Raw genomic sequence first — 17,639 nt, 5'->3', positions numbered from 1 at the left:
TAATTCACTGCAAAAATAGTGAAAAACTACGATATTTTACCCACTTTTCAACGCAATCGTGCATTAAACTCCTTGCGCTCCCGGTCGAAAAACCAACCCCACTTGTTAAAATATTTCATCATGTTCACGATGTGAATCCACAACATCCTGCTGTTGTGATAGGAAGCTGCACGGTGATGGTGGACCACCGTTATTCCCGGATAGTATATTGTGCGATACATCCTGTACAATCGGCGTGAAAGGTCGATGTCCTCGGGATACATGAAGAACCGCTCGTCAAACAATCCTACTCTTTTCAGTGCCGACACGCGCAGCAGCATAAAGCTACCCTGATGATAGGGAGCATCGAATATTGCATCGTGTGACATGGATTTAAGCAGATAACGCTCATCGGACAATCGTGAGATAAATGACGGCATGAAACGCCGGGCAAATACATTCCACGGCGTGGGAAGCATGCGGCTCGTGTATTGTAACGCACCTGTTGAATCGACAATGCGCGGATGCAGCAAAGCCACATTCTCATTCTGCTCCATGTAACGCACGGCTATCTCAACCGACTCCGGGAGAAATTCCACATCGCTGTTCAGCACAAGATGGTAACGCACGCCCGCTTCAATGCTCTTACGTAACGCCACATTGTGCCCCGCACCGTAACCCACATTGTCATTAGCCATGTACTCAACGACGGGGTATCGGCCGCAAAGCTCCTTGACGGCGATGTCACGGGCATTATCCACCACATACACCTTGCTCACGACAGGCGAAGAGAGTGACGCAAGACAACGGCGCAACTCGTCACAATCGGTGTGATACGTTACTATGGAAACCGCTACATTCATCATTTCGACAGGCGTGACAATAATTTGAAGAAACTCCGTCCCGGCAACGAAGCGATTATACCGAGCTTATTCTTTGCCCTTACCCGCTTGTCACGCAGGCAATCCATGCGCAACTTCGATATGGCATCCCAACAAGCATCGGCTTCCTTAGAGTCACCCAAACCGTTACGCACAAGCAGGACAAACATATTGAAGTGTGCACTCAGCATGCGGCTTTTAGCGGCAGCCGACGCAGCGGGGCAATTGAGAGCGACATACTCCCCTATTCGTCCGACGACATCGAGTACATCAAGCCTGTCACGGGTGAAAACCGACAACCGGCTTCCGGCGCGCTTGCGGTAGAAATATAACACCTCATCACGGAATACAATCCTGCGGGCCTTTCCTATTATACGCGGCATTATGTCGAGGTCCTCATACATGATTCCGGGGGTGAAACGCTCCTCGTCAAACAGGTGACGCGCAAACATCTTTCCCGATACCGATGAATCGATACCGTCCTGATAAAGCAACGACTTCATGGCATCGTCACGTGACATAATCAGAGGTTCTGAATCACAGTGACGCATCTTGCCACCTACACGCGTCACCGCCATATCAGCATCGGCCATCATCGCATATAACCGCGTGACATAATCACGGGCTATTACATCGTCACTGTCGACAAACGTGACATACTCGCCCCGCGACACATCGATTCCGGCGTTACGTGCAACCGAAGGGCCGCAATTGTCACATTCAACCAAGCGGAATCGACCGTCACGTTCAACACGCCGGCGACATATAGCGTTACTTCCGTCGGTCGAACCGTCATCAATAAGAATCACCTCCATATTGTCGCACGACTGCAAGGCAATGCTCTCAAGACATTCGTCAAGAAAGGGAGCCGTGTTGTAGACCGGAACTATTACCGATATTAAAGGGATATGATTCACATAGACAAAGTTAGCACATCACGACAAATGTAGCGTCATTGCTGTGTCAAAAATATTGCATAACGTTTACGCTTCAATTAAATCGATTGAAAACGCACAAATTATCGGATAATTATTCCTATGTTTGCCCTTAATCAACATCAACATGACATGGCACAACATAACGAACTTGGGAAATGGGGCGAACAGGTGGCCTACGAGTATCTTCTCGTGCAAGGTTACACGATGGTTGAGCGTGACACCCGGCAAGGGCATTTTGAAATCGACCTTATAGCCACCAAGGGCAACCGCATCATATTCATCGAGGTCAAGACGCGTTCCGACCTCAAGGTCGATCCCGTTCAATCGATAAACTCACGCAAGATAGGACGAATATGCGCCGCCGCCAACAGCTATGTAAAACAACACAAACTGCCCCATGAGGTGCAGTTTGATATTGTCATTGTCATCGGAAATCCCGACAACTATACGATTGAACACATTCCCGACGCATTCATTGCGCCGATGCGCGGATACCGCTAATCGACCCGTCGTTTTCTAACCGATGGATCGGGCTCGTTCAACAATGCCTCCATTTCGGGAGGAATGTTGAATATGTCATCCTTATCCTTTGGACGCAACGCTTCATACCATTGGAAATTGGAGAGATAGAATATCGACTTCTTGGCCAAATAAAGAGGTGTAGCCGTTCCCGTGACTTCAGGCCACATCTTTATACGCTCTACCTGCATTGGCCCGGCAGAGAAATCGGCTGTAAGGAAGCTACTCTCGGAATTCACTATCTTGTTTATGGTAGAGTCGCTCTCCTCTGGCAACATCACCACCTCGACATTGCCGCTTACATCGAGCCTGCGCATATTGCCGTCGACAAATGTCGCCAGCATCTCCTTTCCGCTAAGCTGATTGTAAAACTCCTCGCCTACATGCTCGGCCGTAAAACCGAACTCGGGCAACTTGGCCCAGTCGACCGTGGAGTCATTGAAATGCACATATATCACATTTCCGAATATCTGACGCGCCTCATTCCACACAATGGGATGACGGTGCATATAGAGGGTGGAGTCACGCTCCATGAAGCTTAACGAATCGCAAAGTCCCTGGATGTCGACTCGCCAAAAACGCACACGCGGATAGGCCGTCATGACATGGGTGGAGTCGTCGTGCAACACATAGGAACGTATCGTGTCGCCATGCATATAGAGAGTGTCGCCCTTGCTGTATTCAAGGATTCGGGCACGATTGGTGGCAAATGCGCTGTCCTGTTTCTCAAAGTAACAGCCGTAGTTGCCCTCAAGCATTGTCTGCCTAACCGAGTCGGTAAGCACCATGTTGCCGAAAGCCTCGCCAAAACCGGCTTTCTGGTCGTAGTATATGGTGTCGCCTGTCAATGTGCTGCCTCCCTCGGTGACGATAAGCGACCGGTCAAAGAGTTCCGAGAAGCCCATGTCGGTATTATAGATACCGTTACTTGAGTAGACGGTTGCACTGTCGGTGACAATAGTCGTGGGGCTAACGATGCGTGCTATGTGGGTGCCGGTATTGTAAAGCAGAGTTTCGGTAGTCATGCGGAAGTCCTTATCCTCAATGTCGTTCAGCACCACATGCTCGCGGAACTCGGCATCCTTGGTATCGGGGCTGTATTGTCCGTAACCCGAAGTCAACTGATTCTCGGCATCGGTAATCTTGCCCTCGTTGTCATAGTAACCGATATTCGACGCAATGTCGTAATAGAAAGTATAAGTTTCCAATTCGACATCCTTATTAATAAGTCGCACCGGATTTATGTCATCGCCGTAGAAAGTGGCAAGTTCATCGGCACCGTTATAGTCAAGCTCGTCAGCATATACAAACAGGGTGTCGCCCTGCTCCATCCTCACATTTCCAAAAGCGTTCAACGAGCTTGACGCTTCGTAGAAATGAGCGCTGTCACAGAACATGAACATATCGCCCTTGCGGAACTGCACGTTACCTATCAACACCTGATATTCGGTGCTGACCTTCTCATCCATCAACAGCTTGTCGGCACGTTCAAGAAACACACGACCTTCGGTGTGTCGATTAGCCGATGGAATGGTAGGCTTTATCGCCAAAGTATCATTGGTCGCAAGAGGCGACTGTCCCTGCCGCTGCAAACCTTGACTGCCAAAAACTATCGACGGGACAAGAATACCCAAAAGGCATAGAAGGATAAGATTCCTTCTATGCCCTGAGTATAAATTATGTCGGTCGTTATTACGATTCATCTAAATCACTGATTTTTGTTTCGCTTCAACCAGCCATCGTGCTGGAAATCACAGTCGCGCCATCCATCCTCGATGCGCACGTAGGTATCCTTGATTTTCTTGTCGATCCACTCGGCAATTATCTTATTGCGCAACGAGTTTTCGTACATGTTCTTTATCATCTGGTAGTCGTCGCTCAATGTCGCGCGATGTCCATCGATGCGGTCGGCCAGTTTCACGATAACCACTATCTCACGGTTGTTGGTGGGATCCGACATGATGAACGGCTTCGACACCTCGCCTATCGACATGGTGTTTACTGCGCGGCTCACCTCCTGCGGCAGCTCTCCCATCTGGAATCGAGTAGTACCGGTTTCGCCATTCACTATCAATCCGCGATTGAATCGTGTATTCTTATCCTGCGACAAACCCGCTACAGCATCCTCAAAGGTGAACTTCTCGGCAAGAATGTCGGAGCGCACTGAATCGAGTCGGTTTATAGCGTCGGTAAGATCCTTTTCAGCAACCTTCGGGCGCAGCAGGATGTGTCGGGTGTTGATGCGGTCGCCGCGCTTCTCGATAAGCTGAATTATGTGGTAGCCATAGGTTGTTTCAACTATCTTGGACACCTTCTTGGTGTCATTCAGGTTAAAAGCGGCAGCGGCATATTCAGGCTCGAGATGACCGCGACCGAGGAATCCGGTTTCACCGCCTCGCATACCCGAACCGTCCTGTGCCTCGGAGTGGAGAATGGCAAGAGTCGAGAAATCGGCTTCGCCCTTATTGACCTTATCGGCATAGTCACGCAGTCGCGACTTGACCTCCTCGATTTCCTCTCGCGGAATCACGGGATTTATAGTGAGAATCTGCACCTCCACCTGCATGGGCACGAAAGGAATACTGTCCTGAGGAAGTCCCGAGAAATATTTGCGGACATCGGAGGGTGTGGTCTTGATGTCCTTGGTGAGATTGGCCTGCACCTCCTGCACCTTATATCGATTACGCATAGACTCCATCATCGTTTCACGTATCTGAGGCAACGGACGACGATAGAACTGCTCAACCTTCTCCTGAGTTCCAAGCTCATTGATAAGATAGTTGATCTGCATTTCAACACGCTGTGAAACTGCACCCTCGGAAACCTCGACCGTATCAAGTTCGGCCTGATGCAAGAAAAGCTTCTCGATAGCGAGTTGTTCGGGAATCACGCAATAGGGATCACCGTCTATGTTGGCACGCTCATAGAGCATGGTCTGATACATCTCCTCGACTTCCGACTTATAGATGGGCTGATCGCCTATCCACCATGCCACTTCTTCAATGACATTGTTGTTTTGCGCTATAGCAGCGATCGCCACCCCGGCGGCTGCAAATAATGTGATTGCTTTGTTTAGTTTCACTTTATATAATTTCTATTCTTGGTTAGCAGTATTAAGTTAACTATCATTGCTTGGCATCGTTCAACCCCAGGTCGACATGCACCTCGATGTCACCGTCCTTCAGCCCCTGGTCATAAAGTTGCTGTCGCAGTTCACGGTCATAGTCAACACGTGTACGGCTCATAAGCAGTTCCCTTATGCTCTCGGCAGCCGCCTCAAAGGGGGAAACGGAACCCGACGGCATATATTCACTCACGCTCAGCAGATACACATATCCGTCACGCGTGGTTTCAAATGTCTTGTTACGACTCAGAAAGGCGTCGGGCGAACCGCCGAAGTCAAAGGGGATTTTGGCTTCGACCTCTTCCCATGCAATCCATCGGTCACGAAAATAGTCGTAATGAATCGCTTCGCTCAATCCGTATTTCTCAAGATTGTCGATGTCGGCGGCCTTGTCGGAGCGATACCATTTACGCACATCCGACAGTCCTGCCGCATCCTTGGGGACCTTAATGTAGATGCCTTTTACAAGCGGACTCTTCAGCTTGAAATCCGATTTATTGGCTTCATAGAATGCTCTCAAAGTGTCAACCGGAATGCTTTCGGCGGCATGCTCGGCATACATCTGACGGCGATATTCCCACATCAGCAACTCGTTTCGATAATCTTCGACAAGCTTGTCGATGCGCTTTGTATCGGAAATGTTGCGTGCGGCAATCTCCCCTACCAGCTTATTGTCAATCCACGTGCGTATGTAGGCTCGTGTAAACTTCACGCTGTCGTCGGGCGACAATCCATAAGGAATATTCGATGCCAAATCATCGGCTGTAAGCGTCGATGCGCCTACCCTCACCAATACATCATCCTCCACCGAATCGGATTCGGTACCACTGCAGGCGGCGAAAGCGATAATGAGAGGCATGAAAGCTATGTAACGTATTACATTCATCTTAATGTGTATGGCAATCAAGCTTCAAATTTACTAAAAATTCAAATAAGGCAACTCCTTTATTGGATTTTTATTGACTTTTATGAGATATTTAAGCTTTTTTGAACTATCGATTCAAAATCGAGAGAGGCATGCTGCGGCGGTTTACCGTGACATGCCTCTCTCATTTATGTTAAAGCAATGAATTACTGATGTGACGCACTGTAGTTGGGTGCCTCGCTGGTGATAGCCACATCGTGAGGATGGCTCTCGGCCACTCCGGCATTGGTGATGCGTGTAAACTTGGCACTATGCAGCTTATCGATGTTCTTGGCTCCACAGTAGCCCATACCGGCTCTCAAGCCGCCGAGCATCTGATAGGTAACTTCATAGAGCGAGCCCTTAAACGGAACACGTGCGGCAATTCCTTCGGGGACAAGCTTGCGGGTATCGGTTTCACCGGCCTGGAAATAGCGGTCCTTTGAACCCTTCTCCATAGCCTCAAGCGAACCCATGCCACGATAAGCCTTATACTTACGGCCGTTGTAGATGATAGTGTCGCCGGGCGACTCCTCTACACCGGCAAGCATACCTCCGAGCATAACCGAATAAGCGCCTGCGGCAAGAGCCTTTACAATGTCACCCGAGTAACGTATACCACCATCGGCGATCAACGGGACATCGGTTCCCTCAAGAGCCTTGGCTACATCGTAGACAGCCGACAACTGAGGAACTCCCACACCGGCAATAACTCGAGTAGTGCATATAGACCCCGGACCTATGCCCACCTTAACGCCGTCGGCGCCGTTCTCGACAAGGAACTTGGCAGCTTCGCCTGTTGCAATGTTGCCGACAACCACGTCGATGTTGGGATACTTCTCCTTAACGCTGCGGAGCACACCGACCACACCTGCGCTGTGACCGTGAGCCGTGTCAATAACGATTGCATCGACACCTGCAGCCACAAGTGCATCAACGCGGTCCATGACATCGGGAGTCACACCCACGCCGGCGGCTACGCGAAGACGGCCAAGAGCGTCCTTGCAGGCATTGGGCTTGTCCTTAGCCTTGGTTATGTCCTTATATGTAACGAGGCCCACAAGTCGACCTTCATTGTCAACTACGGGCAATTTCTCTATCTTATGCTGTTGGAGTATGCTTGCAGCCTCTTCAAGATTGGTGGTCTGTGAAGTCGTGACAAGATTCTTTGATGTCATCACCTCATCGATAAGACGGTTGAGGTTCTGCTCAAAACGCAAATCACGATTGGTAACGATACCAACAAGCTTACGGTCGTCATCGACAACGGGAATACCACCGATATGGAATTCCTCCATCATGGCCAAAGCATCCCTTACGGTACTTCCGCGCTTGATGGTGACAGGATCATATATCATACCGTTTTCGGCACGCTTAACGGCATGTACCTGACGAGCCTGCTCGGCAATCGACATGTTTTTGTGGATAACACCGATACCGCCCTCGCGAGCAATGGCAATGGCAAGACGAGCCTCGGTCACCGTGTCCATAGCGGCCGAAACCAGTGGTACATTCAATGTTATGTTTCGTGAAAACTTGGTGGTAAGGTCAACACACCGCGGTAAGACTTCCGAATAGGCCGGAATCAATAGGACATCGTCAAATGTAAGACCGTCCATTTTTACTCTATCTGCAATAAATGACATACTGTGTAGAATTTATTGCGCACAAAGTTAATGATTTTTTCACATATTAAAAAATCGGCGGCCAAAATCATTCCTGATTTAGCCGCTTTTTTTAATATATTTTAAGCATTCTGGGCTGTTTTGCCGGTTTCAGCCGCACGAGCGTGCATCACCGCGTCAAAACAGAGTGAGCAGATACTTGCGTATAGCGACACGCACATCAGCCGCACGACAATTAAATCCGTTCACCATTATGACCACCACATGGGTTGGACGGCGTGAGGCGTCAAGCTTGTAACCGGCATAACACAGCACGCCGTTCATGCTGCCCGACTTCAATGCCAACCGTCCGGCAAGCCTCGTGTCGGCGAGAAGCGCCCTTACAGTGCCCTCCTTTCCCGCCAACGGGAACAATGACACATAATCATTGTCAGACGACATCTTAGCCAATATGTCACCAAGAAACTTAGGTGTGAAACGGTTGGTGCGCGCAAGTCCGCTACCGTCACACACCTTTATCGAAGAAAAGTCGACTCCCTCACCCTTCCAATAATCACTCTGGACTTCAAGAGCGGCATCGGCAGTGTGCAATCCCTTGGCCGACGAAAGCGCGCGCAACATCCCTTCAGCAAAAAGGTTGTTGCTCTTAAGCATCATTACGCGCAATATCTCGTCGCGCAACGGCGACTTGTGCCTTAACGGAGTAATGCCATTAACCTTGACCTCCATGAACTCGTTGCCACACCCGATGCCGGCTTTACCCAGCGCATCGACAATTTCGTCACGCAACACAAAGTCAGGATAGGGCATCGAATAGCGTGACGCATAGCTCTCGCCCCTGACGGTGCCATACACATTTAGTATATAGGAACCCTCGCCGCGCATTGCCATGACATCGCCCTTTGAGCCGCTGCGCAGTGAGTTGACCACCTCAAGTCCCGGAACGGCCGGTGTAGTGTCGACACCCGTCGACCCGTCGCCGGGATACAAACGCATCGAAAAACTGTTGTCCTTATAGTTCAAGCCATAAAGTCCCGCACCATATTCCCAGGCAATGTCCTCAAGCAGCCAATAGGGCGACACGCCTATTTCGGGAAATCCGCCGTTGTCGACCAAAACCTCCCCGGCTATCGAGTCAATGCCCTGTTGACGCACCCAGGCCACAATGTCATTTACAAAACCCTTGTTAGAGGGAAAGCTTCCCGACTCCAACGTGGGATCACCGCATCCATGCACCACGACATTTCCTGACAACACTCCGTCGGCAATCTCGCCGTGCAATGTGACGACAGTAGTGAACGGACTATCCTTACCCAACATCCTAACAGCCGACGCTGCGGTGAGGCACTTTGTAACCGACGCCGGGGTAAACGCTTTCTCGGCATTATAGGACTTCAGGCATTTCCCGGAGGCAAGCTCCATAACGTATATGCCCTCAAACGCAGCCTCATCGCCCTTGAACACTATGGGCGACGCCGCACCGGCACATAACGCAAAACACAAAAATAGATAAGCAATCAAATGTTTCATGCTTCAAAATTACACAAATTCCCCGAAACAGCGGCTCCACGGTACATTTTAACCTTACAAACAGACTTAGACCCGATTTCCCAATATCCGTTAACTCCAGAGGCTAAATAATCGTTGCTATTTTTATATATTTTTACAAAATTCATTAGTTTTAGCTATGAAAATTGCTCGTATGTGACGAAAAATGTTTAATTTCGCACAGTTTATTCTAATTTGTGCAATATTTATGGCAATCAAGACTCGTGAAAAGCTCATTGAAGTAGCAAGACAGCTGTTCGCTCGTAAGGGTATCGAAAATACCACTATGAACGACATTGCCAACGCTTCGGAGAAGGGTCGCCGCACCATATACACCTATTTCAAGAATAAACGAGAAATCTACAATGCAGTTGTAGAGAAAGAGAGCGAACAACTTGTAACTCGACTGCGCGAAGTGTTGGCAACCGACCTGAAGCCGACTGAAAAACTGATGAGCTACATCGACAAGCGATTTGACATTGTAGTTGAAACCGTCCACCACCATCAGGACAACGCCATGTTGCGCACTCTTTTCATACGCGAAGTAAAGCGCGTCGAGCGCATCCGTAATCTCGCTGTCGAAAAAGAGATGGAGATGCTACGACAGATAATACGCGACGGCTTGAAGACAGGAGAATTTGACCCGGAGAAAGTCGACGGAGTATATTCGACGATGATAATGCTGTTTCAGGGCATAGAGCTGTCGTATATGCGAGCCAACTTCGAGCAAATGGGAGTAGATGCATCGAAACTTCGCAATCAAATCAAGCAATTCATAATAAACGGTATAAAGAAATAAACTCAAACGATTATGTATATAAACGCCACAGGATATTACGTACCCGAGGGACGCGTCGACAACGATCACTTCCTTGAAGTCAACGGATTAACAAGCGACTGGATATATAAACGCACAGGAATAAAGACCCGCTCCAAAGCAGGAGAAGGCGAAGGACACAACTCGATGGGTCTGGCAGCCATAGCCGATGCAGTAAAGCATCTGCCCTACGACATAAAGGATGTTGACCTGATAGTTTCAGCCTCTTACTCTCCCTACGACACCGTGGCTACCCTCGCTCACATAGCGCAACGCGAATACGGCATAACCAACGCTCGCGCCATATATGTATCGGCCGCATGCTCATCATTTGTCAACGGTCTTGAAATCATAGAAACATACTTCGCAGCCGGAAAGGCAAAAAAGGCACTTCTCGTGTGCTCGGAGCACAATACATATTACTCCAATGAAAGCGACCCGAAATCGGGGCATCTCTGGGGTGATGCAGCAGTAGCCTACTTCCTGTCGAAGGACAAGACCGCCGACAGCGACATTGCCGTCAAGGAGGTATTCACCCGCGGACTCGGCAACATAGGCAAAGGTCCCGAAGGCGTGGTGCTCCGACCGAAAGAAGGCGGCATCGAGATGCCCGACGGACGCGATGTATTCGTTAACGCATGTCACCAGATGCTTGTAGCGCTTGAAAACGCCACAGCACCCCACAACCTGACACCCGCCGATCTCGACTACATAATAACCCATCAGGCCAACAAGCGAATCGTGGCGCAGGTAGCACATCAGCTCAACCTGTCGGACGAACACTTCCTCAACAACATCGAGGAGCTCGGCAACACCGGCTCGGCAAGCTGCGCACTTGTATTCGCTCAAAACCGCGACAAGTTCAAGAAGGGCGACAAAGTGGGACTCACCGTATTCGGCGGAGGATATTCATGTGGAGCATTCCTTCTTGAAGTGTAATGGCCTGACTACATCAAGCGTGAAGTAGAAAAGATTGCGACTGTAATAGGCGCACTCCTCATCAAACTCGGCATAGGCAAAAGCGGCAATACAGTCGAAAATGCATACGATTGCTGCCACAAAGACCTTTCCGACGGACTCAACATCGATCTTGACAAACTGCTTGTCGATGACAATCCGCTGATGTATCTTACGGCTGTCAAGGGCTTCGGCCCCGAGCATCTGGAGTCGCTGGCACAAGCGCTTCGCGCAACGATGCCGACAGGCTCGGCACGACGCGACACCGAACTCACGCTGCTTATAGGCAAAATCCTGAGCTATCTCAGCGACATAGGCTACGTGTCATTCTCGCTCGGGAAGCGATAATTTTGGATATACGACATTATTTCGTTACTTTTGCACCTGATTAGATTAAATATACAATAACCAAAAACTCGATAACAGATGAAATTACTCGAAGGAAAGACAGCACTTATCACAGGTGCCGCACGTGGTATCGGTAAAGCTCTCGCCTTGCGTTTCGCTCAGGAAGGAGCCAACATTGCATTCACCGACCTAGCCATCGATGAAAACGGCAAAGCCACTGAAAAGGAAATCGAAGCTCTCGGCGTAAAGGTAAAGGGTTACGCTTCAAATGCAGCCGATTTCAACCAAACCAAGGAAGTTGTAGCCGAAGTACACAAGGATTTCGGTTCGATAGATATCCTTGTAAACAACGCAGGTATAACCAAGGACGGCCTCATGATGCGCATGACCGAGGCTCAATGGGACGCCGTGATAGCAGTGAACCTTAAGAGTGCCTTCAACTTCATCAACGCCGTTCTCCCCATAATGATGCGTCAGCGCGCCGGCTCAATAATCAACATGGCATCGGTAGTAGGTGTACACGGAAACGCCGGACAGGCCAACTATGCTGCTTCAAAGGCAGGACTTATTGCCCTCGCCAAGTCGATAGCTCAGGAAGTAGGCTCACGCGGCATACGCGCCAACGCCATAGCTCCCGGATTTATCGAAACCGCCATGACTGCCGCCCTACCCGATGACATTCGTGCCGAATGGGTTAAGAAAATCCCCTTGCGCCGTGGCGGCCAGGTTGGCGACATCGCCGATGTAGCCGTATTCCTCGCTTCCGACATGTCAAGCTATGTTACCGGTCAGGTAATTCAGGTTGACGGCGGAATGAACATGTAACACACATTTACACAAACGCTATACAGGACATCCGCGCTGCCCGTTAACGACAGTGCGGATGTCCATTTTTTAACGTAGTGAACAAAAATAGTTGCCAATTTGCTTATTTTATGGTAACTTTGGACACATTAGCAAAATCGATAGAAATGCTTACATACAATACACAACTAAAAAAACTCATATTGCCCGAATACGGACGCAACATACAGCAGATGGTAGACCATTGCCTCACAATCGAGGACAGGGAAGAACGCACCGCCTGTGCCTACTCGATTATCAACTCGATGGGCAATCTGTTTCCGCAGCTGCGCGATGTCGACGATTTCAAGCACAAGCTGTGGGATCATCTCGCAATAATGAGCGACTTCAAACTTGACATAGACTATCCGTGCGACATTATACGCCCTGAGAATCTGGGAACTCGTCCCGATCGAATAGACTATCAACTGTCACCGATAAAGATGCGCCATTACGGCAAAAGCATCGAACTGATGATAGCCAAGGCGGCTACGATGGAGGACAACGAGGAGCGTGACGCACTGATAAGGCTTATCGCCAACCACATGAAGAAACTCATGCTCGCCGTGAATCCCGACGGAGTCGACGACGCAAAGATATTCAAGGATCTGGCCATGTACAGTCACGGAGCCATACGCCTTGATCCGGCAACCTATCATCTACATGAATTCAAGGCAGCTCCCGCTCCTACAACTTCCAAGAAGAAAAAGAAAAAATAAAATTCCTTTATACCATGAGTACATTCATTGTCGAAGGCGGACACCGCCTTGATGGAGAAATCACCCCGCAAGGAGCCAAGAACGAAGCGTTGCAGATACTTTGTGCCACCTTGTTGACCCCCGACAAGGTAACAGTCGAGAACATTCCCGATATTCTCGACATAAACAATCTCATATCAATGCTTTGCGAGATGGGAGTGAAAGTCGAGAAAATTTCGCCCAACACCTACTCGTTTCAGGCCTCCGACATAAACCTCGATTACATCACCACGCCCGAATACATCAAGAAATCGGCATCGCTGCGCGGTTCGGTAATGTTTGTGGGCCCCATGGTGGCACGTTTCGGCTATGCCGTACTCCCTAAGCCCGGAGGCGACAAGATAGGCCGCCGACGCCTCGACACCCACTTCATCGGTATAAACAAACTCGGAGCCGAATTTGAATACAACACCGAGCAACACGCCTACGAAATCAGAGCCAACGAACTGCGCGGCACCTACATGCTTCTCGACGAGGCTTCGGTGACCGGAACAGCCAACATAATCATGGCCGCAATTCTTGCCAAAGGCACCACGACCATATACAATGCGGCTTGTGAGCCCTATATACAGCAGCTGTGCCGAATGTTGTGCCGAATGGGAGCAAAAATAGAGGGCATCGGCTCCAATCTGCTGACAATTCACGGCGTGGAATCGCTTCACGGCACAACCCACCGCATACTCCCCGACATGATTGAGATAGGCAGCTTCATAGGCATGGCCGCAATGACGGGAAGTCACATCACACTGAAGAACGTAAGCTACAACGATCTCGGAATAATGCCCGACAGCTTCAAGCGCATCGGCATAGAACTTCAGGTCAAAGGCGACGACATCGTAATACCTCAACATGACGGATATGAAATCGACACCTTCATGGACGGCTCGATAATGACATTTGCCGACGCCCCGTGGCCCGGACTCTCCCCCGACCTTCTCAGCGTGTTTCTCGTAGTGGCCACCCAGGCTCGAGGCAGTGTGCTTATACACCAGAAAATGTTTGAAAGCCGACTCTTCTTCGTAGACAAGCTCATCGACATGGGAGCACAGATTATATTGTGTGATCCTCACCGTGCCGCAGTCATAGGCTCGGGACGATTGAACTCACTAAGAGCCACCAACATGGTTTCGCCCGACATTCGCGCCGGTATAGCAATGCTTATCGCGGCAATGAGCGCACGAGGCACAAGCCACATACATAACATCGACCAGATTGACCGCGGCTATGAAAACATCGACAAGCGATTGAATGCCATAGGCGCAAACATCATGAGAGTTTCCAACTAATCGACAGAATGATAACTTCGGAGCAAATCATCGAAATAGGCAAGTTTGGCAAGCCCCACGGCATAAACGGGGAGATATCGGCATTCATTGACGACGATGTCGACATTGAGGCCATAAACCGAATAGTGATGGATGTCGACGGTATATACGTGCCGTTTTTCATCGACTCACTACGCCCGAAACGCACTGAAACGGTGCTGATTAAAATTGACGGAATAGACGACGAGCGCCATGCAGCCCGACTCACCAACCGCATTATATATGCGCTGAAAAAGGATGATGTGAAGGTTGCTCCCGACCATGACGACGACGGCTTCTATGCATCGGACCTGATAGGCTATACAATCGTACATGCCAACGGTGAGCCCGTGGGAACGATAACCGACATAGAGGACTCGACCGAAAATGCACTGTTTGTCATCAACCGCCCCGACGGACAGCCTGCATACATCCCCATAGCCGATGAGCTTATAGATGAAATAAACCCCGAGGAGCGATACATCGTAATGACGCTCCCCGAGGGTATACTTGATCTATAAAATTCCTGTTTCGCCCGCTCCCGGTCAATCCCAAAGAGCGTCACGCACTGCAAATCGAGGTCTATGCTTGACTTCGATGAATATCTTGCCTATATATTCACCCACGATTCCTATGCTCATCAATATGATGCTGCCCAGGAACCACACCGACATCATTATAGAGGTCCAGCCCGATATTGTCTTATGCGCAAAGTAAGCCGACAACACGTACACGGCCACACCTATGTCTATAAGGAGCAGTATCAGTCCCACCATGAATATGATGCGTATAGGCTTTGACGAGAACGAGGTTATGCCGTCGATGGAGAAGCTAAGCATTTTTGCAAGCGGGTACTTTGACTCACCTGCCACTCGCTCGTGACGCTCGTAGGTGACAACGGCGGTGTCGAGCCCTATCTGCGGTATTATGCCGCGAAGAAACAAGTTGCTCTCGCCGTAATCGCTAAGCATGTCGAGCGCCCGGTTGCTCATAAGCCTATAGTCGGCATGGTCGTAGATCGTGTTCAGCCCCATCATCTTCTGAAAGCTGTAGAATCCGTGTGCCGTAGTGCGCTTGAACCACGTGTCGGACGCACGACTTGAACGCACACCGTAGACAATCTCCTTCCCTTTGCGGAATTCCTGCACCATCTTTACGATAGCCTCGGGATCGTCCTGCAAATCGGCATCGATCGATATAGCAGCATCGCAGCGGTCACGCACAGCCATCAGTCCGGCAAGCAGCGCGTACTGATGACCGCGATTGTGAGCAAGCGAAATTCCCTTTACTCGCTTGTCGGCTGCATGCAGCTCGGTAATAACATTCCAAGTGCGGTCACGGCTGCCGTCATTGCTGCACATTATATAGCTCTCAGGCGATGCGAGCTCGTCGGTGGCCATACGGTCAAGCAACTCGGTGAGTCGTGCCACCGAAATGGGCAGCGCCTCCTCCTCGTTGTAACAAGGAATGACAATTGCGATTACGGGAAGTGACATACTAAAATCTATTAATAGTTACGAGCAAAGATTACGCGCTGTGCCGAGGGCTTTCCGGTAACCATGCACACACCTGGAGTCTTGTCGCCTTCCAAGGGTATGCAACGTATCGTAGCCTTTGTTTCGGCCTTGATTTTCTCCTCGGTTTCAACCGTACCGTCCCAGTGAGCGAGAATAAATCCGCCCTTCTCGATCTCCTTCTTGAACTCTTCGTAAGTGTCGACCTCGCGAGTCATCTCCTCACGATGCTTGAGAGCCTTTTGGTAAATGTTGGTCTGTATCTCCTCAAGCAATGCCTGCACGCGGGCTGCTATGCCTTCCAGCGGCTCAACCTGCTTCTCGAGGGTGTCACGACGCATCACCTCAACAGTTCCGTTCTCAATGTCACGCGCACCTATTGCAAGACGCACGGGAACACCCTTCAGCTCATAGTCGGCAAACTTGAATCCGGGACGGCGATTTTCAGCGTCATCATACTTGACACTGATGCCGAGAGCGCGAAGTTGCTCGACAATAGGCTCTACAGTCTTGCTTATCTCGGCAAGCTGCTCGGAGTTCTTGTAGATGGGGATTATGACAACCTGAATAGGAGCCAAATGAGGAGGAAGCACAAGACCGTTATCGTCGGAGTGGGTCATGATCAGCGCACCCATAAGTCGGGTGGAAACTCCCCATGAGTTAGCCCATACATATTCGGGCTGATTGTCCTTATTGATGAATGTCACATCGAATGCCTTTGCGAAATTCTGACCGAGGTTATGCGATGTTCCCGACTGCAAAGCCTTGCCATCCTGCATCATCGCCTCGATTGTATAGGTGTTGAGTGCTCCGGCGAAACGTTCGTTAGCCGATTTGACACCCTTGATAACGGGCATTGCCATATACTTTTCAGCAAAATCGGCATAGAGATTAATCATCTGTACGGTGCGAGCTTCCGATTCCTCGGCTGTAGCATGGGCACAGTGGCCTTCCTGCCACAGGAACTCGGCAGTGCGAAGGAACATGCGTGTACGCATTTCCCAGCGCATAACGTTGGCCCACTGGTTGCACAGCACGGGCAGATCACGGTAGCTGTGAATCCAGTTCTTATAAGTTCCCCATATAATGGTTTCGGAAGTGGGACGCACGATAAGCTCCTCCTCAAGACGGGCATCAGGATCCACTACCACGCCGTTGCCGTTAGGGTCGTTCTTCAGTCGATAGTGAGTGACAACAGCACACTCCTTGGCGAAACCTTCAACGTGCTCAGCCTCACGGCATAGGAATGATTTGGGAATCAATAGAGGGAAATAGGCATTCTGCACACCGGTTTCCTTAAACATGCGGTCGAGTGTCTGCTGCATTTTTTCCCATATCGCGTAACCATAAGGCTTGATTACCATACATCCGCGCACTGCGCTCTGCTCGGCGAGATCGGCCTTGGTGACAAGTTCGTTATACCATTTTGAATAATCTTCACTGCGTTTGGTGAGGTCCTTTAATTCTTTTGCCATCGTAAAATGAAATTTTTACTTATTGGGTTGATTACTTTTATTTAATGTGCAAAATTAGCTAAAAACGCCCATATTTTAGGCATATAGAGCCAAGTTTTTTGAGCA

At 49.8% G+C, this 17,639-nt stretch carries 17 protein-coding genes; 8 read left to right on the top strand and 9 right to left on the bottom strand.

The genetic code is table 11. From position 1 onward, the window contains the following. Positions 1-47: 47 nt before the first annotated feature. Positions 48-845, bottom strand: coding sequence for a glycosyltransferase family 2 protein (locus tag E5354_RS00680; protein ID WP_238337326.1), 798 nt, complete (start codon positions 843-845; stop codon positions 48-50). Next, a complete protein-coding gene (locus tag E5354_RS00675) occupies positions 842-1,777 on the bottom strand; it encodes a glycosyltransferase family 2 protein (protein WP_135946070.1) in 936 nt (311 codons plus the stop codon). Before E5354_RS00675 ends, E5354_RS00680 begins: the two co-directional genes overlap by 4 nt. Positions 1,778-1,927: 150 nt before the next feature. On the opposite strand from E5354_RS00675, the gene E5354_RS00670 reads away from it, so the two are divergent. Then, a complete protein-coding gene (locus E5354_RS00670; RefSeq protein WP_135946069.1) occupies positions 1,928-2,299 on the top strand; it encodes a YraN family protein in 372 nt (123 codons plus the stop codon). Here the strand turns inward: E5354_RS00670 and E5354_RS00665 are convergent. The 5 genes from E5354_RS00665 to dacB form a co-directional block, all read right to left on the bottom strand. After that, entirely contained in the window at positions 2,296-4,020 is a 1,725-nt protein-coding gene (locus tag E5354_RS00665) for an OstA-like protein (RefSeq protein ID WP_135946068.1), read from the bottom strand. The two genes, E5354_RS00670 and E5354_RS00665, sit on opposite strands and share 4 nt — an antisense overlap. A gap of 5 nt (positions 4,021-4,025) precedes the next feature. Then, positions 4,026-5,399, bottom strand: coding sequence for a peptidylprolyl isomerase (locus E5354_RS00660; RefSeq protein WP_246863702.1), 1,374 nt, complete (start codon positions 5,397-5,399; stop codon positions 4,026-4,028). A 43-nt stretch (positions 5,400-5,442) separates the two neighbouring features. Next, the gene (locus E5354_RS00655) at positions 5,443-6,327 is read right to left on the bottom strand and encodes a peptidylprolyl isomerase (protein ID WP_135946067.1); all 885 of its coding nucleotides are present in this window, start codon (positions 6,325-6,327) and stop codon (positions 5,443-5,445) included. Positions 6,328-6,512: 185 nt separating this feature from the next. Further along, positions 6,513-7,991 carry an IMP dehydrogenase gene (guaB, locus tag E5354_RS00650; RefSeq protein WP_123395930.1) on the bottom strand — a complete coding sequence of 493 codons (1,479 nt, stop codon included), beginning with the start codon at positions 7,989-7,991 and terminating at the stop codon, positions 6,513-6,515. Positions 7,992-8,147: 156 nt separating this feature from the next. Beyond that, a complete protein-coding gene (gene dacB / locus E5354_RS00645) occupies positions 8,148-9,500 on the bottom strand; it encodes a D-alanyl-D-alanine carboxypeptidase/D-alanyl-D-alanine-endopeptidase (protein WP_135946066.1) in 1,353 nt (450 codons plus the stop codon). A gap of 226 nt (positions 9,501-9,726) precedes the next feature. Here dacB and E5354_RS00640 point away from each other — a divergent pair, with 226 nt between their 5' ends. The 7 genes from E5354_RS00640 (at position 9,727) to rimM (ending at position 15,066) form a co-directional block, all read left to right on the top strand. Next, positions 9,727-10,317, top strand: coding sequence for a TetR/AcrR family transcriptional regulator (locus E5354_RS00640; RefSeq protein WP_168184294.1), 591 nt, complete (start codon positions 9,727-9,729; stop codon positions 10,315-10,317). Positions 10,318-10,329: 12 nt separating this feature from the next. Continuing rightward, positions 10,330-11,274 (top strand): 3-oxoacyl-ACP synthase III family protein, encoded by a 945-nt coding sequence (locus E5354_RS00635; protein ID WP_135946065.1) that lies wholly within the window; start codon positions 10,330-10,332, stop codon positions 11,272-11,274. Positions 11,275-11,457: 183 nt separating this feature from the next. After that, complete coding sequence (locus tag E5354_RS00630) at positions 11,458-11,640, top strand: hypothetical protein (RefSeq protein ID WP_135946064.1); 183 nt, start codon at positions 11,458-11,460, stop codon at positions 11,638-11,640. 78 nt (positions 11,641-11,718) lie between these two features. Beyond that, positions 11,719-12,465: a 3-oxoacyl-[acyl-carrier-protein] reductase gene (gene fabG / locus E5354_RS00625; protein WP_135946063.1), complete on the top strand. Its 747-nt coding sequence runs from the start codon at positions 11,719-11,721 to the stop codon at positions 12,463-12,465. A 146-nt stretch (positions 12,466-12,611) separates the two neighbouring features. Then, positions 12,612-13,202: a DUF4290 domain-containing protein gene (locus E5354_RS00620; protein WP_135946062.1), complete on the top strand. Its 591-nt coding sequence runs from the start codon at positions 12,612-12,614 to the stop codon at positions 13,200-13,202. Between the two features lie 14 nt (positions 13,203-13,216). Continuing rightward, the gene (gene murA, locus E5354_RS00615; RefSeq protein WP_123395936.1) at positions 13,217-14,527 is read left to right on the top strand and encodes a UDP-N-acetylglucosamine 1-carboxyvinyltransferase; all 1,311 of its coding nucleotides are present in this window, start codon (positions 13,217-13,219) and stop codon (positions 14,525-14,527) included. Between the two features lie 8 nt (positions 14,528-14,535). Further along, on the top strand, positions 14,536-15,066 hold the full coding sequence (rimM, locus tag E5354_RS00610; protein ID WP_135946061.1) for a ribosome maturation factor RimM: 531 nt from the start codon (positions 14,536-14,538) through the stop codon (positions 15,064-15,066). A 24-nt stretch (positions 15,067-15,090) separates the two neighbouring features. Here the strand turns inward: rimM and E5354_RS00605 are convergent, their stop codons facing one another. Both E5354_RS00605 and proS read right to left on the bottom strand, forming a co-directional pair. Beyond that, positions 15,091-16,041, bottom strand: a complete 951-nt coding sequence (locus tag E5354_RS00605) for a glycosyltransferase family 2 protein (protein ID WP_123395938.1) — start codon at positions 16,039-16,041, stop codon at positions 15,091-15,093. A gap of 11 nt (positions 16,042-16,052) precedes the next feature. Further along, positions 16,053-17,534 (bottom strand): proline--tRNA ligase, encoded by a 1,482-nt coding sequence (gene proS / locus E5354_RS00600; RefSeq protein WP_135946060.1) that lies wholly within the window; start codon positions 17,532-17,534, stop codon positions 16,053-16,055. Between the last annotated feature and the right edge of the window lie 105 nt (positions 17,535-17,639).

The organism is Muribaculum sp. NM65_B17 (genome assembly GCF_004793735.1).
GTDB classification, from domain to species: Bacteria; Bacteroidota; Bacteroidia; order Bacteroidales; family Muribaculaceae; genus Muribaculum; species Muribaculum gordoncarteri.
The sequence above is the reverse complement of the archived record's forward strand: the minus strand, read 5'-3'. Positions and strand labels throughout refer to the sequence as shown.